The organism is Verrucomicrobiota bacterium, from assembly GCA_021413925.1.
Lineage (GTDB): Bacteria > Verrucomicrobiota > Verrucomicrobiia > Chthoniobacterales > UBA6821 > UBA6821.
Genome location: JAIOPL010000001.1, coordinates 131,423 through 157,496, shown reverse-complemented (window position 1 = coordinate 157,496; position 26,074 = coordinate 131,423). Strand labels below are relative to the sequence as shown.

At 57.6% G+C, this 26,074-nt stretch carries 27 protein-coding genes and 1 tRNA gene; 18 read left to right on the top strand and 10 right to left on the bottom strand.

The window, feature by feature from the left end:
* Nucleotides 1-6 precede the first annotated feature (6 nt).
* Nucleotides 7-1,017, bottom strand: a complete 1,011-nt coding sequence (locus K8R57_00755) for a hypothetical protein (protein MCE9586829.1) — start codon at nt 1,015-1,017, stop codon at nt 7-9.
* A gap of 122 nt (nt 1,018-1,139) precedes the next feature.
* Here K8R57_00755 and K8R57_00750 point away from each other — a divergent pair, with 122 nt between their 5' ends.
* The 4 genes from K8R57_00750 to K8R57_00735 are packed head-to-tail and all read left to right on the top strand — an operon-like array spanning nt 1,140 to nt 4,006.
* Nucleotides 1,140-1,622 carry a cupin domain-containing protein gene (locus K8R57_00750; GenBank protein ID MCE9586828.1) on the top strand — a complete coding sequence of 161 codons (483 nt, stop codon included), beginning with the start codon at nt 1,140-1,142 and terminating at the stop codon, nt 1,620-1,622.
* 21 nt (nt 1,623-1,643) lie between these two features.
* Nucleotides 1,644-2,378, top strand: coding sequence for a MotA/TolQ/ExbB proton channel family protein (locus K8R57_00745; GenBank protein ID MCE9586827.1), 735 nt, complete (start codon nt 1,644-1,646; stop codon nt 2,376-2,378).
* A 20-nt stretch (nt 2,379-2,398) separates the two neighbouring features.
* A complete protein-coding gene (locus K8R57_00740; GenBank protein MCE9586826.1) occupies nt 2,399-2,827 on the top strand; it encodes a biopolymer transporter ExbD in 429 nt (142 codons plus the stop codon).
* Between the two features lie 6 nt (nt 2,828-2,833).
* Entirely contained in the window at nt 2,834-4,006 is a 1,173-nt protein-coding gene (locus K8R57_00735; GenBank protein MCE9586825.1) for a TonB family protein, read from the top strand.
* A 23-nt stretch (nt 4,007-4,029) separates the two neighbouring features.
* On the opposite strand, the gene K8R57_00730 is transcribed toward K8R57_00735, so the two are convergent.
* Nucleotides 4,030-5,484, bottom strand: a complete 1,455-nt coding sequence (locus K8R57_00730; GenBank protein ID MCE9586824.1) for a type II secretion system protein GspG — start codon at nt 5,482-5,484, stop codon at nt 4,030-4,032.
* Nucleotides 5,485-5,559: 75 nt separating this feature from the next.
* On the opposite strand from K8R57_00730, the gene mqnC reads away from it, so the two are divergent.
* Nucleotides 5,560-6,648, top strand: coding sequence for a dehypoxanthine futalosine cyclase (gene mqnC / locus K8R57_00725; GenBank protein ID MCE9586823.1), 1,089 nt, complete (start codon nt 5,560-5,562; stop codon nt 6,646-6,648).
* Nucleotides 6,649-6,658: 10 nt separating this feature from the next.
* The gene (locus K8R57_00720; GenBank protein ID MCE9586822.1) at nt 6,659-7,696 is read left to right on the top strand and encodes a serine protease; all 1,038 of its coding nucleotides are present in this window, start codon (nt 6,659-6,661) and stop codon (nt 7,694-7,696) included.
* Nucleotides 7,697-8,023: 327 nt separating this feature from the next.
* Here the strand turns inward: K8R57_00720 and K8R57_00715 are convergent, their stop codons facing one another.
* A complete protein-coding gene (locus K8R57_00715; protein ID MCE9586821.1) occupies nt 8,024-9,427 on the bottom strand; it encodes a hemolysin family protein in 1,404 nt (467 codons plus the stop codon).
* Between the two features lie 144 nt (nt 9,428-9,571).
* A complete protein-coding gene (gene rpsN, locus K8R57_00710) occupies nt 9,572-9,841 on the bottom strand; it encodes a 30S ribosomal protein S14 (protein ID MCE9586820.1) in 270 nt (89 codons plus the stop codon).
* A 118-nt stretch (nt 9,842-9,959) separates the two neighbouring features.
* Between rpsN and K8R57_00705 the strand changes: the two genes are divergently transcribed.
* The 3 genes from K8R57_00705 (at nt 9,960) to thiD (ending at nt 12,839) form a co-directional block, all read left to right on the top strand.
* Nucleotides 9,960-11,138, top strand: coding sequence for a Xaa-Pro peptidase family protein (locus tag K8R57_00705; protein ID MCE9586819.1), 1,179 nt, complete (start codon nt 9,960-9,962; stop codon nt 11,136-11,138).
* A gap of 78 nt (nt 11,139-11,216) precedes the next feature.
* Complete coding sequence (locus K8R57_00700; protein ID MCE9586818.1) at nt 11,217-11,900, top strand: zinc metallopeptidase; 684 nt, start codon at nt 11,217-11,219, stop codon at nt 11,898-11,900.
* Between the two features lie 150 nt (nt 11,901-12,050).
* Nucleotides 12,051-12,839, top strand: coding sequence for a bifunctional hydroxymethylpyrimidine kinase/phosphomethylpyrimidine kinase (gene thiD, locus K8R57_00695; GenBank protein MCE9586817.1), 789 nt, complete (start codon nt 12,051-12,053; stop codon nt 12,837-12,839).
* A gap of 16 nt (nt 12,840-12,855) precedes the next feature.
* On the opposite strand, the gene K8R57_00690 is transcribed toward thiD, so the two are convergent.
* The 3 genes from K8R57_00690 to K8R57_00680 all read right to left on the bottom strand — a co-directional run bounded on the left by K8R57_00690 (nt 12,856) and on the right by K8R57_00680 (nt 15,015).
* Nucleotides 12,856-14,490: a C39 family peptidase gene (locus K8R57_00690; GenBank protein ID MCE9586816.1), complete on the bottom strand. Its 1,635-nt coding sequence runs from the start codon at nt 14,488-14,490 to the stop codon at nt 12,856-12,858.
* 41 nt (nt 14,491-14,531) lie between these two features.
* Nucleotides 14,532-14,604, bottom strand: a tRNA-Phe gene (locus K8R57_00685).
* Between the two features lie 165 nt (nt 14,605-14,769).
* Nucleotides 14,770-15,015, bottom strand: coding sequence for an acyl carrier protein (locus K8R57_00680; protein MCE9586815.1), 246 nt, complete (start codon nt 15,013-15,015; stop codon nt 14,770-14,772).
* Between the two features lie 107 nt (nt 15,016-15,122).
* Between K8R57_00680 and K8R57_00675 the strand changes: the two genes are divergently transcribed.
* The gene (locus tag K8R57_00675; protein MCE9586814.1) at nt 15,123-15,617 is read left to right on the top strand and encodes an SRPBCC family protein; all 495 of its coding nucleotides are present in this window, start codon (nt 15,123-15,125) and stop codon (nt 15,615-15,617) included.
* 98 nt (nt 15,618-15,715) lie between these two features.
* Here K8R57_00675 and K8R57_00670 read toward each other — a convergent pair whose 3' ends face one another.
* A complete protein-coding gene (locus tag K8R57_00670) occupies nt 15,716-16,528 on the bottom strand; it encodes a hypothetical protein (protein ID MCE9586813.1) in 813 nt (270 codons plus the stop codon).
* Between the two features lie 68 nt (nt 16,529-16,596).
* Here K8R57_00670 and K8R57_00665 point away from each other — a divergent pair, with 68 nt between their 5' ends.
* From K8R57_00665 to K8R57_00630, 8 genes are all read left to right on the top strand, one after another.
* The gene (locus K8R57_00665; protein ID MCE9586812.1) at nt 16,597-17,190 is read left to right on the top strand and encodes a hypothetical protein; all 594 of its coding nucleotides are present in this window, start codon (nt 16,597-16,599) and stop codon (nt 17,188-17,190) included.
* Nucleotides 17,190-17,723 carry a hypothetical protein gene (locus tag K8R57_00660; GenBank protein MCE9586811.1) on the top strand — a complete coding sequence of 178 codons (534 nt, stop codon included), beginning with the start codon at nt 17,190-17,192 and terminating at the stop codon, nt 17,721-17,723. Before K8R57_00665 ends, K8R57_00660 begins: the two co-directional genes overlap by 1 nt.
* Entirely contained in the window at nt 17,720-19,405 is a 1,686-nt protein-coding gene (gene lnt, locus K8R57_00655) for an apolipoprotein N-acyltransferase (GenBank protein MCE9586810.1), read from the top strand. Before K8R57_00660 ends, lnt begins: the two co-directional genes overlap by 4 nt.
* A 300-nt stretch (nt 19,406-19,705) precedes the next feature.
* The gene (gene argF, locus K8R57_00650; GenBank protein MCE9586809.1) at nt 19,706-20,620 is read left to right on the top strand and encodes an ornithine carbamoyltransferase; all 915 of its coding nucleotides are present in this window, start codon (nt 19,706-19,708) and stop codon (nt 20,618-20,620) included.
* 174 nt (nt 20,621-20,794) lie between these two features.
* Complete coding sequence (locus K8R57_00645) at nt 20,795-21,091, top strand: DUF971 domain-containing protein (GenBank protein MCE9586808.1); 297 nt, start codon at nt 20,795-20,797, stop codon at nt 21,089-21,091.
* 196 nt (nt 21,092-21,287) lie between these two features.
* Nucleotides 21,288-22,187, top strand: a complete 900-nt coding sequence (locus K8R57_00640) for an HAD-IIA family hydrolase (GenBank protein MCE9586807.1) — start codon at nt 21,288-21,290, stop codon at nt 22,185-22,187.
* 395 nt (nt 22,188-22,582) lie between these two features.
* Complete coding sequence (locus tag K8R57_00635; protein ID MCE9586806.1) at nt 22,583-22,846, top strand: AbrB/MazE/SpoVT family DNA-binding domain-containing protein; 264 nt, start codon at nt 22,583-22,585, stop codon at nt 22,844-22,846.
* The gene (locus tag K8R57_00630; GenBank protein ID MCE9586805.1) at nt 22,843-23,250 is read left to right on the top strand and encodes a putative toxin-antitoxin system toxin component, PIN family; all 408 of its coding nucleotides are present in this window, start codon (nt 22,843-22,845) and stop codon (nt 23,248-23,250) included. The genes K8R57_00635 and K8R57_00630 overlap by 4 nt, the downstream gene beginning before the upstream one ends.
* A 145-nt stretch (nt 23,251-23,395) precedes the next feature.
* On the opposite strand, the gene K8R57_00625 is transcribed toward K8R57_00630, so the two are convergent.
* Entirely contained in the window at nt 23,396-25,552 is a 2,157-nt protein-coding gene (locus K8R57_00625) for a copper-translocating P-type ATPase (GenBank protein MCE9586804.1), read from the bottom strand.
* Nucleotides 25,553-25,597: 45 nt separating this feature from the next.
* On the bottom strand, nt 25,598-25,954 hold the full coding sequence (locus tag K8R57_00620; GenBank protein ID MCE9586803.1) for a four helix bundle protein: 357 nt from the start codon (nt 25,952-25,954) through the stop codon (nt 25,598-25,600).
* Between the last annotated feature and the right edge of the window lie 120 nt (nt 25,955-26,074).

Genomic DNA, 26,074 nt, shown 5'->3' with positions numbered 1-26,074 from the left:
CTTGGATTAGTGGTTCAAGGGCCCGTTCGCCGATGGCAGTCTGGGCATGCTTGGAGCGCTTGTTGCCGGCTCGTTCAGCCAGGGCTTGTCCTGAGCACCCATTTGCAGGGAGTTCATCAGGACATAGAGGAGCTGTTCCAGCTGAGCCGCATCGCATCGGTAGACGTCTTTCGCTCCTGCGGGTGGTTGCCAGGTGGAAACTGGGAATCCAGGAGCATAAGAAAGCTCTCCGATAAGAAAGGACATGGCGAAATCGCTTCGCCGGATGTCGATCCGCTTCGGGGTGTACTCGGAGCAGATCCAGAGCTTGGCTGAGAAATCCTCCGCGTTGGCACCCTTCGCCACTTCGGGGATCAGGCCGCCCGAGATGATACGGCAGGAACTGCCGCCGACATCGGCGATCTCCTGGGATTGGTCGAGTTGAAAGAGCGCGGGAAGCAGAACCGCCTGCTGGGCTGTGAAGGGAAGCTGAAGAGGGGAGCTGTTCTTCTGTTGGAGATGGGGCTTCTGCTTAAACTGACTCAGCAGGAACTGGATTTTAGCACCGGGCACAGCCCAGACCTGGTTGCCGTCACGACAGACCGTCAATGTCTCCCCCATTACCGGGGCCTCGACACGGATCCTGCCGGGATACTGGATCTTAGCAGTGAAGGTCGCCCCCTTGATCGCCTGCGGAAGGCGGCCAGCCACCTGATCAACAGTAGCTCTCAGCGTCAGAGCGCGATCTACGGACTCGCTTCCCCCTAGGAGAACGGCCGCCATGGGGGTGATCATCTTGGAGAGGATGTCGTAGCGGTTCTCCGAGGGAGCTGGTGCTGACGATGCGGGTACTGAAGATGAAGTTGCCGACGTTGCTATTGTTGTATTGGTCGAAGGCCGCATTGCCGCATTGCCGGGAGCTGCTTGTGAATCCGATTGAGGATCCGCTTTTGGATCTGCGGCGCGAAGGGAAACTGAGAGACAGGCAACGGCTAGCAGCTGAGCTAGAAAAGTGGCTTGTAAGACTGGACGGAGCATCCCCTCTTGATAACGGTCTCCCCACCTCATGGCAAAGCTGCAATCAAGGGTAGCCGGCCAAACGCCGACTTCACCCTTGTTCTGCCGGGGAGTACGAGGATGATAGAAAGGTGTCCAGCAAGCTGAATATCGAGGAAGTCATCACACGACTCGGGCTGAAACCTCATCCCGAGGGTGGGTATTATGCCGAAACTTTCCGTTCCTTGGAGAGCGTTATGCTCTCCGATGGAAGGCAGCGCTCTGCCGGCACGGCCATCTATTTCCTGCTCCCGGAGGGTGCTTTTTCAGCCCTTCACCGCGTGGCGGGTGACGAGTGCTGGCACCACTATGGGGGAGCCCCACTCGAGTTGGTGATGATCTCCCCCAAAGGCTCCCTGGAGCGGGTTACTCTTGGCCCTGATCTCAAGGCTGGACAGCGCCCCCAGCATGTCGTGCCGTCGGGATGGTGGCAGGCGACTAGGCCTCTGGACGGTGGCTCCGCACTGGCGGGATGCACGGTGGCTCCAGGATTTGACTTTGCGGATTTCGAGATGCCCTCCCGTCCGGTTCTGCTGGAGCTATTTCCAATCCATGCGGCGGTGATTCTGGAGTTTACCTATCCCTAGGAAACCGTGATTCTTGGAACTATGCCTTTATTGCTCGGTAGCGGAATCGTCTATGCCTTTCTCGAGTCGACACCCGAGGGAAAGGCGGTCCTGCTTGTGCTCTTCGTTGGTTCGATTTTCAGCTGGTCGGTGATGATCACCAAGATACGAGTCCTTGGATTTGCTAAGAAGCAATCTGAGCGTTTTATGGCCCTGTTCCATCGGGATCGGGAGCCACTGAATATTTTCGAGACCAGTCTGGAGTTCGAGGGATCTCCCCTCTTTGAGATCTATCAGGCCGGTTGCGAGGAGCTCTGCTTCCAGGTGCTCGGATCGATCGAGGTCGACGAGACGTTCCAGTCGCGTCTGAAATACGCGGAGCGCATCACGCCTGCACAGATGCGCTCAGTTCAGGCTGCCATGGAGCGCGCCGTCGGGGAATCATCGCTCAAGCTGGAATCCCAGATGATCATTCTCTCCACTGCGGTCAGCGGCGCTCCCTTTGTCGGTCTGCTCGGAACTGTCTGGGGTGTCATGGATGCCTTCGGCGGAATTGCCGCCTCGGGAAGTGCCAGCCTTGCGGCCATGGCGCCCGGCGTCTCAGGAGCCCTGATCACCACGGTGACCGGCCTGCTCGTCGCGATCCCGGCCATGTTCGGATACAACTTTTTAGTAACCAGCGTCCGCGGGATGATTGTCTCCTGCGACAACTTTGCCGCGGAACTCTCCAGCGAGATCGAGCATCGCTACGTCACCCACGGGAGCCGCAACGGTTAGGAAACCGCTGAAGAAATCCCATGCGCAGATTCTCGGACCGCAACGCACTGCACACACTCAGTGAGCTGAATGTGACGCCGCTGCTCGACTTGGCGTTCGTGCTGCTGATCATCTTCATGATCACCACACCGCTCATGGAGAACAGCATGGACCTGATCGTACCGAGCAGCTCGACGGCGAAGTCGGAAGTGAACCCCTCGCAGATTCAGACCCTTTCTGTGGATAGGAATGATGTCATCAAGCTGAACGAGCAGATCGTTCCCGCGGCCGATCTCCAGAGTCGTCTGGCCTCACTCAAGCGGGAGCAGCCGAACCTTGCTGTCGTCGTGCGGCCCGACAAGGACCTGCCTGTCCAGAATTTCGTCCGTGTCATGGACCTGCTTCATAAGGCCGGCATTTCGAAAGTTGGTGTGATGACTCGGCCCGAGGCTCAGGGATCCAAGCAATAGCCTCCGATGAGTGTGCAAGAACCCCGCTTCCGCAGGGCGCTTATCGTCGTCGGCCTAATCCATGTCATCCTGATCGGCGGACTCCTCTGGTTCTTCAACAGGCCGATCAAGAAACCCTCCGGTCAGCTCACTTGGATGGAGACGGGCTCTTTTTCTGCTCCTCAGGAAACTACCGCTGCGCCTGTCATCAAGTCTCCATTGGAAAAACAAGAGGAAAAAGAAGAGCCAGAGCAGCCCCTCTTTACTAAATCGCATCCCACGCCCATTCCTCTCCAGGAGAACGAGAAACAGGCCCCCCAAACACCAGAGCCACCTTCTGAGATCTCTTTGGCCACGCCGACCCCTACTCCCACGCCAACGCCCATAGCGACCCCCACGCCCACTCCCACACCGAAACCGACGCCCAAGCCTACCCCCAAGCCAACACCAAAACCGACTCCGAAGCCGACCCCTACTCCCACGCCAACTCCTAAAGAGACTCCAAAGCCGACTCCCACGCCGGAGGAAAAACCCACTCCCGAGCCAACGCCCAAACCATCTCCCAAGCCAACACCGAAGGCCTCCCCTCATCATACACCCGCCAAGCCGAAGCCCACACCTTCGCCTGAATCAAAAGCCAAGCCAACGCCGAAGCCCTCTCCCAAAGTAGAGAAAGCTCAGAAATCAGAGAAGTTGGAGAATGATAACGAGGATCACCCCGCCAAAAAGGCCTCCTCCCAAAGTGCTGAGAAATCCTCTGAAGGCTCCAAGAAGAGCTCCAGCGACACCAAGAAATCCTCCACGGCAAAGGGTGAAGGCTCAGGCAACTCTGATGCCAAGTCGGCCTTCCTTGCCTCCAAGGGTGGGGGAACCGGTACGGGTGGGTCGGGTGGTAACGGTGCCGATCCCGGCACCGTCGACGCCTATCACAGCCTGATCCACGACCGCTTCTACAGCCAGTGGGAGCAGCCGACCTCGATATCGACCGAGCATCGCCACGACTTTGCCACCGTCCTGAAGATCACCATCCAGCGCGACGGCACGATCAGCGACTTCTCGTTGGCAAAACCGAGCGGCAACCCCGTCATGGATCAGTCGGTCCTAGAAGCCGCCCGCAAGGTCATCAAGATCGCCCCGGTTCCCGAGAAAATGGGCAATTCAGGCGGATACACGATTAACATTAATTTCGAGCTCGAATAGCCAGCCTTCAAGCCCTTTGAGGGTCACGGTTTCGTTTTCATCGGAAGAGACAGGTTCCAGACGATGTCGCCTTCTCCGCGGAACTCTCCCGGTTGGCCGTCGAGGGTTTTCAGATTCCAGGCCGGGGCCCACAGGAGAAAGGTTCCGTTAGGTTGGAGGCGATAGTGCATCGGTTTGCCCGTGGTGGGGGCCGTTGGGAGTGAGGCGAGATACCCGGGCACCAAGGCATCGAGGGAAGAGGGGTAGGAGCCTTCCCCGATCCGATAGCGCTCCAGCGCGCAGGCGATGATGGTCTGATTAACTTGGGTTTGTCCTTGGGCGGCCTTGATCACGCTTCCGTCCAATGCAGGCAGGCAAAGCAGAGCCAGGACGTTCACTGCCTGTATCCAGCGAGGGGATTGCTTCAAGGCTTGAATCTCGGGAAACACGGGCACGCTGCTGTTCCATGGTTTCCCCGGCGGCTGTTCGAGATTCTCCAGCGTGTGCTGCATGATCCGGTTGAACGATGCAACTTGGAGCGGGAGAATCGAACGGCCGGGAAGTTTTCGACTCCCCTCGACGATTGTTTGGTTTGGATTCCGGAGCAGTGTGTTCACACAGGCCCGCTCGCCTCTCAGACAGATCGCAAGATTCCGCTGAAGCTGAATTTCCCGAAGGTTTTGCTCGAAGCCGGAAAGCTGGGTTTTGCTCCATCCGTGGAGGGAAATCCCACGATTGATTGCCTCGAGGGCGATCGTTATCAGGGCCTGCCTGACCAGGAAAGGCATCACGACCGGTTCATTCTCAAGTGACTTCTGCAGGGCAAGTAGTCCTGCGATATCCGCGGCGGCGTTTGGTGAATCTCCCAGTGCGAGATTGGCGTGACACCTCGCACCCAGCACCTGTCCCAATCCAAGAATCGGGGTCAGATGGGGCATGGCGGCTGTAAAACCGTCCTGGTATCTTATAGGGAGCGAGGCTCCGGGCCTCTTGGATAACTCTGCAATCATCCGGAGTGTGGGAGTTGCAGGTTCGGCCAAATCCAAGGTCAGCTTCGCGACTGCCGGGGAACTTTTCGGATCAGATGATGCTCCCAAGCTCTTCTTCAGGGCCATCAGTGCTTTGGACCGATCTTCCGGAGGAGATTTCCGCTCAGGCAGAATCGTCATCAGTCGATCCGTTTCCTCACCTGCAAGCGGCACCTTCCATTGATTGATCTGACATTGTTCCTTGGGGAGTCCGGAATAGAAAAGTTCAAGCCAAAGAGGGGCTGCAAAGAAGTTCGCGGCATCTTCGGGAGGGGGAGCGACCAATTCCTCGAAGGTCAGCTTTTCACCTTTTGACTTGAGGGATGATTCGGTCTGTTTCCATGCGAGATTGCTGGAGACGCGGGCGCACCATCCCGCCATTCCCAACTGTGCGCACACCGGAAGGGCAACAAAGAAAAGCAACACTACAACCAAGCAACCGATGCCAAGCCATTTCAGGAAGCGCTTCATCAGCGTATAATGCTAGGGAAGCGCGGATCTGGGTTCATCCTTTTAATTTCATCCCGGCGGTTTTAAGCTTCCCTTATGCCAGCAGCCGTAGCCGAAAGTCTGATCGACCGCGTGATCGAGGGGGAGCGCATTTCGCCCGCCGATGCTCTGGAGCTCTATCGGCTACCGCTGGAGGAGCTTGGTGCCTTAGCCGATCACCGCAGAAAGCTCGCTCTGACGGAGGCCTATGACGGAGCGGGAAATGATGTGGTGACCTACATCATCGACCGGAACATCAACTACACGAACATCTGCAATGTTTATTGCAAGTTCTGCGCTTTTTACCGGACCGAGAAGGATTCCGATTCCTATGTGATCACCCATGAGGAGATCGACCAGAAGCTCGACGAACTTACGGCCGCTGGAGGCATTCAGATCCTGATGCAGGGGGGGCACCATCCCTCTCTTACGATTGATTGGTATATCGACCTGCTCTCCCATATTCGGGAGAAGTATCCCCATGTGAACATCCACGGGTTCAGCCCGCCGGAGTTCAATCACTTTGCCGAAGTCTTCAAGATGCCGCTTGAGGAGGTCATCCGTCTCTTCAAGCAGGCTGGCCTCGGCTCGATTCCCGGCGGGGGAGGCGAGATCCTGGTCGACAGCGTTCGTAACCGGATCGCGCCGCTCAAGGCCAACAGCGACCAGTGGCTCAAGGTGATGGAGATAGCTCACAACATGGGCTTGAGTTCCAGTGCCACGATGATGTTCGGCCATGTCGAGACGCTCGAGGACCGGATCGAGCATCTCGGACGTCTTCGTGCCCAGCAGGACGAGACTGGTGGTTTCACGGCTTTCATCTGTTGGACTTTCCAGCCCGACAATACAAAGCTCCGTGCTGAACCGGTCGGCTCTGCGGAATATCTCCGGATGCAGGCCCTCTCCCGCATCTTCCTAGACAATATTACAAATGTGCAGAGCTCCTGGGTCACTCAAGGACCCAAGATCGGCCAGGTGGCGCTGCGCTACGGAGCGAACGACTTCGGCAGTGTCATGATGGAAGAGAATGTCGTGAGCAAGGCCGGCACCAGTTTCCGACTCGAGTCCCAGGAGATCGAGACGCTCATCCGAGAGGCCGGATACACTCCACGACGTAGGAACAACTGGTACCAGCTGGTCGATTGACCGGCGCCTTGTGAAGCCGCTGTTCCTCTTCTTCCTGCTCTGTGCGGGTTTGCCGGCCCAGAATCCGAATGGGACGAACGGGACGAACGGGACGAACAATGCTGCCGTTCCTCCCAGTACTACTCCGGCGAAGGATCCGCGCTATATCGTGGAGGATGAGCATTTCGAGAGTGATGCCGGCAAGGCGACCGACCAGCTTGCCAAGGAGGGCAAACTCGTCACCTACACGCAGCTTGCCAAGAGCCTGCCTAAGAGCCGTGCCGAGTTGGCGCTTCCGGCAGTGGCCGGGAGCCCTCACTCACCCACCGAGCTAGCGGAAACACTCCGCCACAGCACGGTGGCTATGGGTTTGCGCTACCAAGAGCCCCACTCAAAGAAGTGGCGTTTCATGATTGGCGCCACCGCCTTCGCCGTGGCGCCTGAGACGCTCTCCACGTCGCTGCACGTGATGACGATCGACCCGACTTTGATGCGAGAGGCTCAGGCCGTGGCGGTGACGGAGGAAGGGAAGGTTTTTCCCGTCACTGAGATCATCGCCTCAAGCGACCGCGCCGACACCTGCCTGATCAAGGTTCCCGGCCTGATGCTCCCGGCCCTGCCGCTTCGGGTGGGAGTGCGTCCGGGTGAAGCGGTTTGGTGCATGAGTCATCCGGATGGATTCTCCTTCATGTTCACGGGCGGACAAGTCGCCCGGATCAGTCGCGACCGCTACGATGAGAAGCATCAGCCGGCGCTCCATGTCGAGGTGACGGCTGAGTACTGCCCAGGCTCTAGCGGCGGAGCGGTGACCGACGCCGAGGGTAACGTCATCGCTCAGGTTTCCAGCATCAACAACTATGACGGCTTCACATCGCGCGATGGCAAGGCGGTCAATGGGATCGTTTCGGCTAGGACCTGCACCGCGACCGAAGAGCTGTTGGTGCTTACGAAGCCTGGTGAAAACGAACCGGTGCCTCTTCCCACGCCCACGCCGATGCCGAAACCGAAACACCGCGCTCCAAAATCCCAATCCTTGCCAGCATCTACACCCACACCCAGGGCTCGCTAGCGCAAAGTCGATTTATTCTACCTGAAAAAACCAAAATAATTCTCCCGCAGAGGCGCAGGGACGCAGAGTTAAATAACAATGGGTTCCGGGAAACGGCGTATTGCGTATTGTGATAATGCCTAATCCAATTCAGACAGGGCAATCTTCGCAAAACCCCTTCTATCGAATTATTTGAATGTACGCGGATGTCTCGTCCATCCATTGATTCATACCAAAAAACTCCGCGCCTCTCCGCCTCTCCGCCTCAGCGGGAAAATGCTTAAGACGAAACTATCCGTCTAACGGGCAGGACTTTATTTGAGGTGCGGGCAAGAAAATCCCAAAGGCTCAGTCTTTGCCCGGAGGGTGGACGGGACGCTTGAAATTCAGCATCAGGATACGGCGTCCGTCCGTCTCGGTCACGGTGACCACATAGTCGCCAATCTTCACGCTTTCGCCGCGAACGGGGAGATGTCCCAGCATCTGGGTCACATAGCCGCCGATGGTGCTGACTTCGGTCTCCTCGAACTTGAGGTCTGCTTCCTCCGCCAGATCATGCAAGGCCAAGGTTCCCTCCGCGTTGAATTCCCCGTCGCGGATATTTGTGATCTCCTCCTCCTGAGTATCGAACTCGTCATGGATGGAGCCGACAAGTTCCTCAAGGACATTGTCCAGGGTGACGATGCCGACCGCGCCGCCGTATTCATCGACGGCAATGGCCAGATGGGCATGCTTTCCGAGAAAATAGTTCAGGAGCTTCTCGAGAGGCATCATTTCGGAGACATGATGGATGGGCCTTTGGATGCCCTTCAGGTCTTTTTTTCCGGAGTGGACCATGCGGAGCAGATCCTTGATGTGGACTAGGCCGACGGAGTCGTCCAACGCCCCGTCGCAAAGAGGGAAGCGCGTATGGCGCGAGTCGATGGCTTTTTTCAGTTCTGCGTCGAACGGTTCTTCCAGATCCAGCAGGATAACGTCGCTGCGGGGGGTCATGATATCACGCACAACCCGGTGGCGTAGATCTAACGCATTGACGGCCAGTTGCTCGCCAAGAATGGAGACCTCTTCGGCTTCGCGGCTCTCTGTCAGAATCACCCGAAGCTCCTCGTTGGTGAGGGCGCGTTCGGAATCCTCCGGTGGTTCGACCTTGAAAACGTGCCTCAGCAGGAAATTCGCCGAGCGGTTGAGAAAGCCGATGATCGGCCGGAACAACGTGTAGAAGAAACTGAGCGGCGGGCTGAGCCAGAGGGCCAGCTCGACAGGCTTGCGGATGGCCAGCGACTTGGGTGCCAGTTCTCCAAGCACGATGTGGAGGAAGGTGATCAGTGAGAATGCCAGGATGAAGGAAACGGTCGTAACCACGGCGGGCGCATTGATGCCAGCAAGATGGAATGCCGGCTCGATCATATGCGCCAGGAAAGGCTCGCCCAACCAACCCAGGCCTAGACTCGCTAGGGTGATGCCAAGCTGGGTGGCGGAAATGTAAGCCTCCAGATGCATGGTGATATGCTTGGTCAGCTTGGCACGGGCATCACCCTGCTCGATGAGGGTGTCGAGCTGGCTGCCGCGGATCTTGACGATGGCCAACTCGGAGGCGACAAAAAAACCGTTCAGCAGGACCAGGAGAAAAAGAACCAGCAGTCGCAGAAAAATCATCTCGCCGGATTCCCATTGGGAGGCCGGGGGTAGGATGGCTGGCAGATGGGCGGGATCCCCTGCCGCCACCGCCAGAATGGCAGCAACGAACACCATGGGTGATCTCAGTTAGCGAGATGGCAAAAACCGATGCGTGCGGGGGTTGAAGAATTAGAATCCTGTGAAAGCATCTTGGGATTCATACTCTTCTTGATCAATTCAAGGATACCCTCTCGAGAGAGAGGGTAAAACAGATTCGAATTACCAGCTCGACTTGGTCACGCCCGGAATCATTCCGTTGGTGGCCAATTCGCGGAATGTGATACGCGAGAGCTTGAAGCGGCGCAGGAAGGCGCGGCGACGTCCCGAGATCTGGCAGCGATTTACCAGACGGACAGGGCTCGCATTGCGGGGAAGCTGGCTGAGGCCGATATAATCTTTCTTTGCCTTGAGCTCGGCACGAAGTTCCGCCCACTTAGCGACGGTCTCGCGTTTGCGTTTATCTCTTTCAAGCCATGAAGTCTTTGCCATAGGGACGGGAGAGCGTATGGAAAATCCGTGCCTGTGCAAGATCTTTTTTCAAGACATCTCCCCGCCGCTCTCTCCTTTCTGGTTGTCGGGGAGGGTGACTTCACGCCAAGGATAGCTGATGGCAACAACGTCCACAGCAAAACCGGCACAGAAAAAAGCGCCTGCTCGCCTGATCATCTCCGAGAGCGAGTCGGGAGCCGACATGCTGCATGCCACGGGATTCAGGGCGCCTGATTCTTTTGTCTACCTGGAGAGTCGTGGGCGCACGGCGATACTGCTCAGTGATCTCGAGTTCGATCGCGGGAGGCGCGAGGCAACTGTGGACGAGGTGGTCTCGCAGAGTGAGTTGTCGGCGAGCTTGGAAAAGTCCCTTGGTAGAAAGCCTTCGCCCGCCGAAGTGACTGCACGCTTTTTGAAAGCGCGCGGAGGGAGTCGCCCTCTTGTCCCTGCGGATTTTCCGTTGGGACTCGCCTGCGAGCTTGAGGAGTGTGGCATCAAGGTAACCCCGGTCGAAGGGATGTTCCGTCCCGAACGTCAAATCAAGACTGCCGAGGAAGTCCATCTCATGACCCGTTCCACTCGGATCACCGAGGAGGGCATGAAGAGGGCTTTTGAAGTGCTCCGAGCGTCCAGCATTGGTCCTCGGAATATTCTCCGCTGGGGGGGCAACACTCTCACCGCCGAGCGTCTGCGAATAGAAATTGAGTCAACGATCCTGAGGGCTGGCGGGATCCCGGCTGGAAACTCGATCGTGGCTTGCGGTGAACAGGCCTGTGATCCCCATGAGCGGGGCCATGGCCCGCTGAAGGCCCACCAGCTGATCATTCTGGATCTTTTCCCCAGGGCGGCCGCAAGCGGCTACTACGGTGATCTGACCAGGACCGTGGTGAGGGGGAAAGCCACTGAGGCCCAGACGCGTCTCTGGGAGATCTGCCTGCTGGGTCAGAAGCTAGCGCTCGGATCCCTGCGTTCAGGAGCGGATGGTGGCGTCATTCACAGTGAGGTGACTCAATTCTTTGCCGACAACGGGTATCCCACAGAAAGAGTAGGGGTCGGGAAGGATGGATCGGGAGGTCGTTGGAGCGGATTTTTCCACGGAACCGGCCACGGCTTGGGACTCGATCTCCACGAGGCACCGCGCTTCGGTGCCGGGAAGCTCAAGGCGGGCCAGGTCTTCACGATCGAGCCCGGGCTTTATATCCCGGGACTGGGTGGGGTGCGCCATGAGGATGTCGCCCTGATCACAAAAACGGGACACAAGCTATTGAGCCGGTGTCCGAAGCCCTTGGAGATTTAATCAGCGGTTCCTTAATGCAACTTTTAGGTTGAACATTTTCCGGTAGCGGCTGTCTGGTATGATGCGGCTGTAACATCCATGACCTTCGAGCTCTACATCCTCCTGATCGGTGCGCCTCTGGCATTGGCCCTCTGGGCGCAGTTCCGAGTCTCCTCGGCCTTCAAGACCTACAAGGAGATCCCTGCCGCCTCGGGGGTGACCGGGGCTGATGCTGCGCGGCGCATCCTTGCCGATGCGGGGATCCACGATGTCCGGGTCGAGGAGATCAACGACATGCTCGGCGACCATTACGATCCCTCCGCCAAGCGCCTCTGCCTCTCCACCGAAGTCTACAACGGCGCTTCGATCGCCTCGGTCGGCATCGCCGCGCACGAATGTGGCCACGCGCTGCAGCACAAGCTCAACTACGGCCCGCTCAACCTCCGGATGCAGATCGTTCCAGCCACGCAGTTCGCCTCGCAGATCCTCCCCTTCGTGATCATGGGCGGCTTCTTCTTCCACATGACGCACCTGATCAACCTCGGCATCGCCTGCTACGCGGTCCTGATGGTCTTCCAGCTTATCACCCTCCCGGTGGAGTTCGACGCTTCCAATCGCGCCAAGGCGATCCTGCAGCAGATGGGGATCATCCGCCCCGGAGAGGAAGCCGCCGGCGTGAATGCCGTCCTGAATGCGGCCGCCCTCACGTATGTCGCCGCCTTCGTCGCCGCTCTCGGCAACCTGATCTACCTGTTCCTCGCGAGGAACCATGATGAGAGGTAGCTTTTGAGGGATGAAACCTGAAAGCTGAAACCTGAGTAATAGGGTGCCTGAGGGCGCTTCCCCTGATCGGGGAATTCCTCTTGTTCAGGCTTTCCGATTTCTTTGGATCCCTTCAGGTTTCAGGTCTCCAGTTTCAACCTTCGTTTCCCCATGTCCCTTCCCGTCGTCCTCACCATAGCCGGATCCGATTCCTCCTGCGGCGCCGGTGCCCAAGCCGACCTCAAGACCTTTTCCGCGCTTGGTTGTCATGGCCTCACAGCGATCACTTGTATCGTTGCGGAAATACCCGGGAACGTCCGCTCGATCCAAGCGGTGAAGCCGGAGATCGTTCGTGATCAACTGGAACTACTACTGGAGGCCTACCCCATCGCTGCGATCAAGACTGGGATGCTTTTCTCCACACCGATCATCCGTGTTATTGCCGAGGTGCTGGCATCGCTTAAGAACCTGCCACCTCTGGTGATTGATCCGGTCATGGTTGCCTCAAGCGGTGCGCCTCTGCTCAAACAGGGCTCGCTTACTGCCTACGAGAAACATCTCTTTCCCTTGGCGACGTTGATCACGCCGAATCTGGATGAGCTTGGTTTGCTCACCGGGCTGAGGCCAGAATCCCAGGCGGAGATGAGGTCTGCCGGGAAAAGGCTCACCGCCGCGACAGGTGCAGCCGTCTTGCTTAAGGGAGGGCATCTGAAGGGGCGGACGGCCACAGACATCCTCCTGACCCCTGATTGGGAGGAGCAGGAATACAGCGCTCCCTTTATCAAGGGGGTGGAGACCCACGGTACCGGCTGTACCTACTCGGCAGCGATCGTTGCCGGATTAGCAAAGGGTTTGCCGCTTCCGAAGGCTATCGGTCTCGCCAAGAAATTCGTTACCCGTGCCATTGCCGATTCTCTCAAGTGGGGAAAGGTGTCGGCCCTCGATCAAGTCCAGCGCTGAACGCATTGTGCGCGGGTCATTCGATGACCGAGAGGGAGCCGGGCTGCTTAATCTGCTTGGCCTCCTCCTCCGTCATCCAACGTTCTTTCGCCGCACGTCCCCACGAGTCTGAAATGGCGATTTCGCGGGTCTTCTCATTGTAGCCGATGATGAGGCAAATATGGCCGTATTCGGGATCGGGCTTCAGCGGGATGGTCTTTTTGAGTGAGGGGAGGAATCGGGTGCTCCAGTCATCCCAGTTCGTCACGGCGATGCGATGCGTCATCCGTTCATTGACCCGCTTATTGAACTCCTCCGTGCTGTAGTGGGTGAAGAGTAGTGGTTTTCCCGCATCGATCATGGGCTTGATCTCCTGGATACTCCCGGAAAAGTTTTTTTTGGTGATGATAGCTCCCGCATCCCGGAGCGTGGTGTAGGTGGCTCCCTCGATGCCGCTCACGCTGGTCCCTCCGCCAGCCTTGGTCTGGCCGGCCATGGCGAGAATGTTCATGTCCTCCGAGAGTCCGTAGTAGCGCAGGATTCTCTCGAAGGTCGCCGGGACACAGTATCCCTTGCGCCCCTGATCGATCATCGGGAGATCCGTAATAACCACATCCCCGTTTTCCTTATGCTTCACACGTTGAGAAAGGTTTGCCTTGGCTACGGCAAAAGCCTTCCTGTCCGCATCAGTATCGTCAATCGATGAGGTAGGAAGGATTCGCAGAGCAACATACTCATTCGGAGGCGCGACCAGCACGAAGGCGTGGCCGTTCCAGTCCCAACGCTGGCCTGATTCCGTCGTGGAGGCGAAGCGTCCCATTCTGGCCGGTTTTGATTCCCCGAAGAGGGCTTTCAAAGCTGATTCCACTGTGGCCTTGTCATGCCTCATCGCATCCTGACAGCCCTTGAGCATATGGTCGGTCACCATCAGCGGTTGATTGGGAATGGCGGACTGCGCTTTTGCTTCCTGCGCGGAGCTGTAGAATGCGACATCCCCCTTGTTGGCAAAGAGCACGGAGACCTTGGCTACCTTGTTGTTGATTCCCTGGAGAAAGAGGCTTAGAGCGCGGGCTCCGAGAACTGTGGTCGCGGAATTATCCGAGTAAGGATACCATCTGTAGCCCGTCTCATAAGAGGTTCTGGACTCCGCCGGCCAATCGAGTCGGCCCGCAACCATTGCATCATTCTCTTCCCACAGAGGACCGCTTTCAAAGAGGGAAATGCCTAGGGCCTTATTCACCTCCTGGGCGGTCGGAACTTTGATTCCGGAAATCGCAGGCGGAGTCGATGGCGCGGCGGAGGGAGAGAGAGTGGATTGAGGAGTCGATGATTGAGGTGGAGTAGCGGTGGGCGTAACCAATGGTGGTGCTGGTGGTGAGGAGGGGGACGGCCCTGAGGGTGCATCGATGGCGACGGCATCCTGCGGCACGACAAAGGGACTCTCCGCCTGGGAGCGCTTGACCACGAGTTCACCCGCAGTGTTTGTCGAAAGGATCAAGACCCTGGTGCCAGGAGGAATCTTCGCAAAGCCGATCGGGTGTCCGTCGGCAAGGATAGCCATCCTGGCTTCCTTCACCAAGGTGCCTTTGTCCGTAGTCATCGCCACCAGAGCAGAGGCCCTGGGAGAAACAAGGAAGAGGAAGAGAACCGCGGCCAGCAAGTGGTGGATCATGACGTGTGAGGGGATCCCGCCCAGGCCCATAGAAAGGGATGTGGCTAAGGAGGGAATCGAACCCCCGACACGAGGATTTTCAGTCCTCTGCTCTACCAACTGAGCTACTTAGCCATGAATTCCAAAAACCGTTTCTAACGCGGGGGAGTAAAAATCCCTCATTCCGCCACGATGGGCAAGTCTCTTCTTACGCGGAATTATTGCGACATGATCCAGTAAAAGAAAAACGCCGCATCCTGAGGGATGCGGCGTTTTTGAAAAGGGATTCTGAAAAGCGGCTTACTTGGCCTGCTTCCCCTCGATGTACTTCACAACATCGCCGACCTTCTGGAGCTTCTCAGCGTCCTCGTCGGGAACTTCGACTCCGAATTCTTCTTCGAAGGCCATGACGAGCTCGACGGTGTCGAGGGAATCGGCTCCGAGATCCTCGATGAAGGAGGCGTTGATGGTGACCTGTTCAGCGGTCACTCCGAGCTGTTCGACGATGATGTCGCGGACTTTTTCTTCGATGGTTTTTTCAGACATGGTGATGTGGTTAACGGATACTGGTGAACGAGTAAAGAGCGCAGAGGGTCTTGGCAATAATTTTCTCCCTACCCAATTCGCTGTCGATGTGTTCCCCTGCGTGCATCATGGCTGATTTTTCACTCTTTGAACGCAGTGTCCGGCTCGATGCTTCGCCCGCCGAGGTCTATGCCTTCCACGAGGATCCGCGTAATATCACGAAGATCTCGCCACCTTCGCTCAAGGTCGAGCGGGTGGAGTGCAAGGTTCCTGCTTGTGTCGGCGACGAGTTCCTCCTGCGTATCAGGCAATTCGGCCTTCCTCTAGAGTGGATCGGCTTCTGGGAGGAAGCTGTGCCGAACGAGCGGCTCGTGGATGGAGCGAAGAAGAGCCCCTTCCGGCATTGGCGCCATCATCACCTCTTCCAGGCCGATGTCGCTGATATCAACGGCGGGATCAATGGGACAATAATGACCGACCGAGTGGAGTATGCCCTGCCATTCGGTGTGATCGGGCTGCTGCTGGACCTGACGGTGATGAGAGTTGTCTTCACCCTGATGTTCATCGCGCGTCACCGGGCGACAAAGAAGTTTTTCACCAAGGGAAAAACTTCTGGGGTATAGGGAATAGGGGGATCGGTAATCGGGAATGGGCTATCGGTGAGAGGCGATTAACCATATTCCCTCCCTATCACCCATTACCCACCACCGAGTCCCTGTTTTTACGGCTGCGGCGTTACCTTAGTGCTGGCCACAAAGCCCTGCTGATTGGCTAGGGAAACCTCGATTGTGTAGGTCTCTCCCGCCTTCATCCCCGTGGTTGCGATCTTTTCCGTGTAGGTAATGAACTCCTGGGGATTCACGGCGACAAACCCCTTGGTGTGCTCAAAAGCCCTGTCTTGAGACCAGCGGTTGACGATATTCCCCGAGGAGTCCTTGGTCAGGATCTCGAGGCGCTGGTTATCGGGATAGAGGATTTCCAGCTCCTGCTTTTGGGCATTGGAGAGCTTCAGAGTGACATCCAGTTCACTGGTCTGGGAGAGCGAGATATCAGAGGGAGAGAGGGTCAGGATCATCGGGGTGGCCTCGTGTTTGCCGGCCTTGCCCGATCCGAACATCCCATTGAAGAATTTTTTCATCTGTTGCTGGATCGGAGGGTGGGGCGGCTTCGGAACATACATGCCGAATCCCTCGCGTCCCGCCTCGGCCATGGCGGCCTTGGCCTCCTGGCGCTCCGTGAAGAAGGGGCTATCGGCATCGGGCCCCTTCAGCGACATATCCTTGATCTCGGTCTTGCTGACTGTCTGGTCGCTCGGTGTTTTGAAAGTGCCCTTGAAAGTGTCTTTGGGAGCCTCGGTCGCACTAGGAGCATCAGCAGTCTTTGGGAGAGGCGGGGGAATCAGGGAGTTGGGGTCAGTGGGAGCATTGGTCAGGAAGGCCGCGTCGTTGCCGTCACTCTGGGCGTAGGCATGGGCGGTGACTAATCCCAGCATCAGACTTGCAACGAGAAAACGGACTAAGGCGTTCGGTGACATCCCATGAGGCGTAACCCGACAGGGCCATCGGTTGCAAATGTTATCCCAGCGGCATAGGATCCAAGTTCATGAAACGCATCCCTCTGCTGCTCGGAGTCACCTGCCTGCTACTGGCCACGGGGATACAGCTCCGCGCGGGCGCATCAGACAAGAAGAAGGATGTTTTCACAATCCGGATTCACGGCGAGGCTAGTCCCGAGGATGGGGAGAAATTCTCGGTTCCGGTAGAGTTAGTAGTCGATCACAGGAAGACAACACTCTCGATCATGCCTCTTCTTAGCGAGCACGACATTAAGTCGGTCTACCCGTTCAAGGCTCCCGATAACACCGGGGGTGCCTATCTGCGTCTGGATGGTCACGGTGCGAACCTGCTCACCGAGTATTCCATCGAGAGGATGGGGCGCAGCAATATCCTTGCGGTCATGATAAATGGCCGCCAGGTCACCGATCTGATCGTGGACAAAGCAGTCCGCGATGGCATCTTCGTGATCCCCTCGGGCATGACCATGGCCGAGGAAGCACGTCTGGTGAATGCATTCCCTCTCATGGGTCAGGAGAACAGCAAGAACCAGAAAAAGAAGAAACAACCCTTCGCCCCCGCCAATATCATGCTGCCTCCGAAAGCATCCGATCTCAGCGGAGCATCCGCTCCGGTCCAGTGATGAAAAAGGAAATGCGACCGGCCAAGTCCTCGGGTCTCGCATCCGGATGGATTCTCGTGACAGGCCTACTCCTGCTCTGCGTCACCGGCACCTGGCTGACGGCGCATAATTACAAGCAGCATGTCTTCTCCAGCGCGCGAGGTATTGTCCTCGAGAATCAATGGCCGGAGAGCAGGATCTCGGTGGTGATGCCTCTCGCTGATGCCTCCAGGATTGTTCCTGGTCACCATGCCCTTGTGACTATGGAGAGTACTGGGGATGAGCAGAGAGATCAGAGCAATCTACATGCCCTCAAGGGGGAGGTGGTCTCCGTCTCGTCGCCGTCATCCGGAGCAAAGAATGCGACGGTGATTGTCCGTCTGCTAGAAGATGCGGAAGATGCAGGTAACGCAGGAGATGCCGCCGGGGTTATTCATGGAGGAAAGACTCGTCACTTTCTGCCTGTCGGCGCGCCCTGCGGTGTCACCATCGACACCACGATCCCCTCTGACACGATCCCCTCTGATAATGTAGAACCTTCCGGAGCGAAATGACTGGGGAAATTCAGCCTCAACGGGCCCAGTTGACTTGGCTTCCCTGGGGACTAGCCCTGCTCTCCGGACTCATGGTCGGCGGGTGTTTTCCTCCCTTTGAATGTAGCGGCCTCAGCTGGCTTCCCTGGGTCGCGCTTGCGCCTCTCTGCTGGGCGCTCTGGATTTCTCCCCGGCCTGCCTCGTCCAAGCTGTGGGCTCGCCAAGCCTTCCTGCTCGGCTGGCTTTGCGGAACCGTCTCCTTCCTGATCTCCCTCTTCTGGATCACGACAGTCACCGGTCTCGGCTGGATCCTGCTCTCACTAGTGGTCGGACTTTACCATGGCCTCTGGGGACTCTTTGCCGGTGTCGTCCTCCGTCCCATCGGTAATGGGGGGGAAGGAGGGAAGGGTGGAGAGAATGAAAAAAACGGAGATCTCTCCAAGGCCTGGCTTGGCAACGTGCGGAATATCATCGTTGCACTGCTCGCTGCCGCCGGCTGGGTGGCCGTCGAGTGGCTCCGGGGTACACTCTTCACCGGCTTTGGTTGGAATCAACTCGGTGTTGCCCTGCGCAACTGCATTCCGCTGATCCAGATCGCCGGCATCACCGGGACAGCAGGGCTGACCTTCCTCTGCGTGCTGGGCTCGGCCATCGCCGCCATCACCCTCGAGCGCCTGCGCCGGGAGATCCGCTCCGGCAGACCACGGCCGCATGTCGATTTCTTTGCCGCTATCTTCCTCGTGGTACTGCTCTTCGGCTACGGGGTTAAGAAGATCAGCATCCAACCGCCTGCAAGCACCTTACTGAAGATCTCGGGCATTCAGGGAAATGTGCCGGTCTGCGACTACTGGAATGTGAAGTGTGAGGGACGGATCATGGAAGGCTATCTGAGCGGGAGTCGGAAGGCCCTTGCCGGGGATCCCGATCTGGTGGTCTGGCCCGAGGCGGCCACGCCGCGCCCGCTCCTGCTGGACGAGATCATCTACAACCAGGTGAAGGACCTGGCCTCCGGCACGCAGGCCGACTTCCTGATAGGCAGCGTTCACTACGAGCAGGAGCCGCGGGGAGATCACAACTCCGCCATCCTGCTGACCAAGCACGCCGAATCGGCGCAGATCTACAACAAGGTCCACCTCGTTCCCTTCGGCGAATATGTCCCCTTCCGTCACAGCTTTCCTCTCTTCAGCTGGATCGTGGGGAACAAGGTCCCCTACGACTTTGATCCCGGCAAGGGTCCGGCCCTGCTGGAGCTCTCGGTGAAGCCGATCAAGCTCGGGCCGCTTGTTTGCTTCGAGGATACGCTGGGAGATCTGACGCGCCGTTCTGCGAAGCTTGGAGCGCAGCTCCTGATGACCCTGACCAACGACGGATGGTTCGAGCACTCCGTGGCGACCCGACAGCACCTCGCCAATGCCCAGCTTCGTACCGTGGAGACAGGACTGCCCATGGTACGCGTGGCCGATACGGGGATCAGCTGTGTGATCGACCGTTGCGGCAGGATTCGGGAGATGCTCGCGGGTCCCGGCGGGAACACCTTTATCGAGGGGATCCTGCAGGCCGAGGTGCAAGTTCCCCTCCATCCCGAACAGACCTTCTACACGCTTCATGGCGATCTCTTCGCCCATGTCAGCCTCGGCCTCGCGATCGCGGCTTCACTGGCGGCTTTTCTGACGTCACGGCGACGGTCTCAAAAAGGGGTGTGATCCCGAAATGATCTCGCGCAGCCGTAACGGCTGCAAAGCAACGGCCGGGCAAGCAATCGCAGAGACGCAGAGATAAAATACATCGCTGGAAGAGGGTGTGTTGATACGCATAACGAACATCAATTCCATGAGTTGTATCTGGGTGCTTCCGCAAAATCTGGCATTTCAATTCAAAAAAACTCCGCGTCTCTGCTCTGCGGGAAACTCTTCATTGACCAATCTTCTCATCACTCTTGGCATTCCCGCTGACTTCATCCATAGATCACAACTCCCTCATTTACCTTTTTCCTCATCCCTTTCATGAAGCATCTTCTCTCCATTGAGTCGCTGACCGCACCCGAGATCCTGGAAATCCTCGATCTCGCCGCCAAGCTCAAGTCCACACGGGGCAACTCCACCCATAAGCTTCATCAACCATTGGCCGGAGAGTGCTGGGGGCTCCTCTTCTCCAAGTCATCGACCCGGACACGGGTCAGCTTCGAAGTCGGCATCCGGGAGCTAGGAGGTGATGCCCTCTTCCTCTCCTCGAGCGAAATCCAGCTCGGACGGGGTGAGCCGATCGAGGATACGGCTCGCGTGCTCGGGCGCATGATCCATGGAGCGGTGATCCGCACCTTTAAGCAGTCCGACATCGAGACCTTCGCCGCGCTCTCCGGCATCCCGACCATCAATGCCCTCACAGACGAGGAGCATCCCTGCCAGATCCTGGCTGACCTCCAGACGATCAGGGAACTCCGGGGAACACTCGACGGACTGAAGATTGCCTTCATCGGTGATGCCGATTGCAATATGGGCCGCTCCTGGATCTGGGCCGCGGCACGGCTCGGTTTCGAGCTGCGCCTCGCCTGCCCCGAGCTCTATTGCCCCCCTGCCGAGCTTATCGCCAGGGCCCAAGCGGCTGGGGGCTTGATCTCGATCACCGAGAATCCCGAGGAAGCCGCTAGCGGAGCCGACATCCTCTACACCGATGTCTGGGTCAGCATGGGCAAGGAAGAGGAGTCCGAGCATCGTGCCGCCCAGTTCGGCCCCTACCAGATCAATGACAGTATTGTGGCCGCGGCGGCACCCGGTGCTCATGTCCTCCACTGCCTGCCGGCCTACCGAGGCAAGGAGATCACCGCAGAGGTCTTCGAGCGCCACGCCGATGCCATCTTCCAGCAGGCCGAGAATCGTCTCCACGCTCAGAAGGCCGTGATGACCCTCCTGAAGTCGTAGAAGAAATTCTCGCGCGGAGACGCAGAGATCGCAGAGAAGATGACTGAACCAAGCTCCTGGGGAGGAGTGCGGTAGACTACGACATAGTCGTAGCCCGCAGCGCGCCACGGCTTCCCGGGAGGGAAGTGGCGTCAAATCCGTTAGTCTGTTAAGAATGCAGTGATGACGGAACCCTTGAATCCTCTATCACTCACTGCTGTCGCGCCGTTTGGCAACGAACTCGCCCTCTCATGGTCTGATGGTTTGGAGCAGTTCCTCGCTCTGGAGATGCTTCGCCGGGCCTGCCCCTGCGCTGTCTGCTGTGGTGAACCCGATGTGATGGGCCGCGGTGATGCTCCCTCGAGGAATTACAAACCGGGGAGCTTTGAGTTGAAGGGATATGAGTTTGTCGGAGGCTATGGGCTCAAGCTGAGTTGGGCGGATGGGCATGCGACGGGGATTTTCTCCTACACCCTACTTCGTTCTTTGTAAGAGGCTCCGCGCGATCTCCTGATATATTAGATTCTGATTCTTCGTAGCCGCAGTGAATTCGCGATCACGGAGACGGAGCTGAGGCTCATGGCGGCGGCGATCATCGCGGTGGGGAGAGATCGGTGATTTCTCCCGCTTGGCACGGGAAGTGCTGGTTAATTGGAAACACTGAACCCCTCCCCAGGACGGTACAGACATGAATCAACGAGGCTATCTGCTGGATATGGATGGGGTGATTTACCGGGAGAACCATCTGCTTCCCGGCGCGGGAGAACTCATTGCTCACTTGCTCAAGTCGGGAACCCCCTTCCTGTTTCTGACGAACAATTCGGTTCCGACTCCGGACGATCTGGTGGTGAAGCTGGAGCGACTCGGTATTGGAGGGTTAATCGCCAGACACTTCTACACCTCCGCAATGAATACCGCCGATTTTCTTGCCGAGATGCATCCAAAATGCACGGCGTTTGTCCTTGGGGAGGCCGGGTTGAATGCAGCCCTGCAGGAAGCACGAATTCCGAACGATTCGTTGGCGCCGAGCTATGTGATTGTTGGGGAGGGGACGCCGACGACCGAGAAGATTGTCAAGGCGCACGAGTTCATCGAAAAGGGAGCCCGTCTCATCGCGACGAATCCGGACTACTGGTGCCCCGTGAAAAGCGATGTCACCCGTCCCGGAGCTGGCGCTCTGGCAGCTTATCTTGAGGCGAGCACGGGACGCAGGGCCTACTACCTGGGGAAGCCGAATCCCTACATGTTCTTCCGTGCCCGCAGGCTTCTGCACCGTCAGACCCACGAGGTGATGATGGTGGGGGACACGATGGAGACCGACATCCGCGGCGCGATCGAGATTGGCATCCAAGCCTGTCTGGTTCTCACCGGATCAACCGGGATCGAAGACATTGGCGATTATGTGTACCAGCCGACCTGCGTCATGTCCGGCGTCGACGAGTTGCTGGAGGAAATCAGGGGGAATGGTCGTACGGATCGCCTTTTAAGTCCCACCCTGAGAAGCATCAACTTGAAGAAAACTCACGGCGCCAAGCATCATTCGGAGTCTCCTCTCCCACGCCGTCAGCGACCGGCGATGACTCGCTAATACGATTTTCTTGGCGGCTGCATTCCATGCCGAAGCAAAATGTCTTGTGACACTGAACGGGAAGGATTTCCAAGGAAACTGGGGGTCAGCTTGCATATTCCTCAAAACAATGAAAATAGGTTTGTCCCGCGTATTTACGCCTTTGGATGGAACCAGCATGGCAACCTTCAGGTATGATGGGAATGGGAAGCGCGTAGGCCGAACCCTGGAAATGGAATCACCACCACCGCAAGTTATGACAGGGCCAGCCGGCTGACGGCTCCCTCTTCGTCTGTGGCATCGTGTAGCTACAGGCTCGATAGCCTCGGTCGCAGCGTAAACTTCTGGGGATTGGATGGGAAAAATCTGTTGCCCTCCGCATTCGGCAGTGCAATCTTACCAGTAAGAATAACGCAATGAGCCTACTCGCCACCACCCGAATGTCCTCCAAGGGACAAGTTGTCATTCCAGAAGAAATCAGGGACAGGCTCCATCTCTCCGTGGGATCTCAGTTCGTGGTAATCGGGGAAGGCGACGCTATCATCTTCAAGACCCTTGCCGCTCCGTCCATGAAGGATTTTGACGGGTTGATCCAAAAGGCCCGCAAGCAGGCCAAGGCTGCGGGGATCAAACCATTGGATATTTCCAAAGCTGTCACGACTGTTCGTAAGGGGTTGTGAAGGTTATTCTAGATACGAATGTGCTGGTTTCCGGGATCTTCTTCTCCGGAGTTCCCTACGACATCCTGACAGCCTGGCGAGACGGGAAGGTCAACCTGATTGTTTCTCCTGAAATCCTTGAGGAGTATCGCCGCGTGGGAGAGGAGATGGAGAATAAGTTCCCGGGTGTGGAGGTGGCTCCCTTTCTGGAACTACTTGCCATCGAGGCAACCATGGTGGCGGCAAAGCCACTTATTGAAGCGGTCTGCACCGACCCAGATGACGACAAGTTCCTAGCCTGTGCGATCGCATCCAAAGCAAAGCTGATTTGCAGTGGCGACAAGGCATTACTCAAGACCACGGGATACCGAGGGATTGAGGTGCTCACTCCCAGAAGTTTTGCAGACCGTTTTTTGGGAAAGTAATCCCTTAGAGCGTGTTAGGTTCTTTCATCGTCGGCACGACACCTCTCCAGTCTCATTCATTTGCTAGCCCGGCCGTTACTTCGCAGCCCTTACGGCTGATTAATCCTCTCTGCGTCTCTGCGCCTCTGCGGGAAATCCAGATCGGTCAGATTTTAATGGATCGCAATCTCAGTGAATTCGCGATCACCGAGACGGAGCTGAGGCTCATGGCGGCGGCGGCGATCATCGGGCTTAGCAGGATGCCGAAGAAGGGGTAGAGCGCTCCTGCCGCGATTGGGATGCCTAGGATGTTGTAGGCGAAGGCGAAGATGAGGTTCTCACGGATGATTTTGAGGATTGCTCGGCTGAGTTGAATCGAGGAGACAATCCCCTCGAGCGAGGGTCGCAGCAGGATGATCCCTGCCGTCTCCTTAGCGATGTCTGATCCGGCACCCATGGCAATCGAGGCATCGGCAAGAGCCAGTGAGGGGGAGTCGTTGATACCGTCTCCGGCCATGGCGGTGCGATAGCCCTGGGCTTTCCATTGTGCAAACTCACGGGCCTTGGCCTCCGGCGAGAGGCCTGCCCTGTACTCGGGAATGCCGAGTTCCTTGGCCACCGCTGCGGCCGTGCTTGCCCGATCTCCCGTGAGCATGACGACCCGGACACCGAGATCCCGGAGTTCCCCAATCAGCTTTTTTGCAGAAGGACGGATCGTGTCCTGAAAGATGAAGAGGCCGGCAGCCATTCCATTAACCGCCATGGCCACCAAGCCGCCCGAGATATCGGAAGCCAGCGGGCCAAATGGAGTCGTGTCGACGCCCTGCTCAGCCAGGAATGTCGTCGTTCCCATTAGGATCCGCTCCTTCTCGACAAGTGCCTCGATTCCTCCGCCTGCGAAAGACTGGAAGGAGGCGGCCTCGGGAAACTCAATCTGCTGCTGACTCGCATGGGTCACGATGGATCTGGCGAGAGGATGCTCGCTCCCGAGTTCCGCCCCTGCTGCCAGCATCAGTAATCTGTGTTCATCCAAGGTGCCGAAGGCGTGGATTGCGACAAGACTCGGCCTCCCCTCGGTCAGGGTGCCCGTCTTGTCGAGAGCGATGAGATTCACCGTAGCCAGACGCTGAAGGGCCTCAGCCGAACGGACAAGGATGCCGTGGGAAGCAGCCCTGCCGATCCCGACCATCAGGGCCATCGGCGTGGCGAGACCAAGAGCGCACGGGCAGGCGATCATGATCACGGAAACTGCGGCCGTGATGGCGGCAAAGAGACGGGGCTGAGGCCCAAGCAACATCCAGACCGCGAAGGTGACGATACTGATAAAGAGAACGACCGGAACAAAAACCGCAGCCACCCGGTCGGCGAGCTGTTGGATCGGTGCCTGGCTCCGCTGCGCCTGGGCTACTAGTTGGATGATCCGGGAGAGGGCCGTTTCAGCGCCTGTCCGTGTGACGTTCATGATGAAGCTTCCAGAAGTGTTCAGAGTGCCGGCCGAGACCATCGAGCCAACTGATTTTTCCACCGGCAGGGGCTCGCCGGTAAGCATCGACTCGTCGATGGTGCTCCATCCCTCGATCACCTTCCCGTCTGAGGGGAGTTTTTCCCCGGGAAGGATGCGGACTCGATCGTGAGGACGCAGCGAACCGGCAGGCACATCCCGATCGCCTGAAGCCTCAACAAGCCGGGCGATCGGCGGTGTCAGGTTCAGCAATTGCCTGAGGGCCATCCCGGCCTTTGAGCGTCCCTTTACCTCCAGCCACTGTCCCATCAGGACAAGGGTCATGATGACCGCTGAGGCCTCGAAATAAAGACCTGAGCCATGAGTGAGAAGGCTTGGAAAAAGTAGCAGCACGACGCTGTAGAGAAAAGCGGTCCCTGTCCCCAGAACGATCAGTGAGAACATGTTCAGATGACCCGAGCCGAATGAGCGCAAACCCTTAGCCCAGATCGGTGCACCGCACCAGAGCACCACGGGCAGCGAAAGCAGGAGCTGGAGCCACTCGGAGAGAGGCCCTGAGAGAGACATGAAGGAGCCATGGAAGAGAGTCATCCCCAGCATCGGGGCCATCGCCAGAATCACAACCGGGAGAGAAAGGATGACCGAAAGCCAGAATCTCCGGGCCAGACTTCTTAACTCCGAATCATCGTCGGTCGGGATCAGCGGCTCCAAGGCCATGCCGCACTTCGGACAGTCGCCCGGCTTGTCCCGAAGTATCTCGGGGTGCATCGGGCAGGTGTAGAGGGAACCCTCAGCAGTCTCACCAAGCTTGGTAGGCTTCGGCTGATGCGTGGAATGATCGTGGTGGCAGCAGTCGCTCATGGGGGGGAGGGGGAATAGGCTTTTAGGCTGTAGACTGTTAGACTATTAGCCTCGGCGGATGGAGCGGATCAGTGCGGCGAGCACTTTTTCAGTTTCCTCGCTTTTTGAGTCACAAAGTAGAAAGAGGGTCGGATCACAATACCCGAGCCGCTGTGCAAAGCTCAGCTGGTAGTGAAGCTCCCGTAAGGAGCCGAATGATATCTCAAGGAACCTGAGGTATTCCACTTCACCTTCGCGGGTGCATCCTTCCACGATATTCGACGGAACTGAAACCGCAGCTCTCCGCATCTGGGACGTGAGACCATACATCTCTTCCTTCGGGAACTTTTGCGTCAGTTGATAGATCTGGATGGCGAGTTCATCTGCCAGGACGAATGCCCGTAGTTTTCTGTGGTCTCGCATAAATCCCTCCTAACAGTCTAACAGTCTAACAGACTAATAGTATTGAAGCCACTTTCCTCCCGGGAAGCCGTGGCGCCCTGCGGGCTAGGACTATGTCCTAGTCTACCGCGCTCCTCCCCA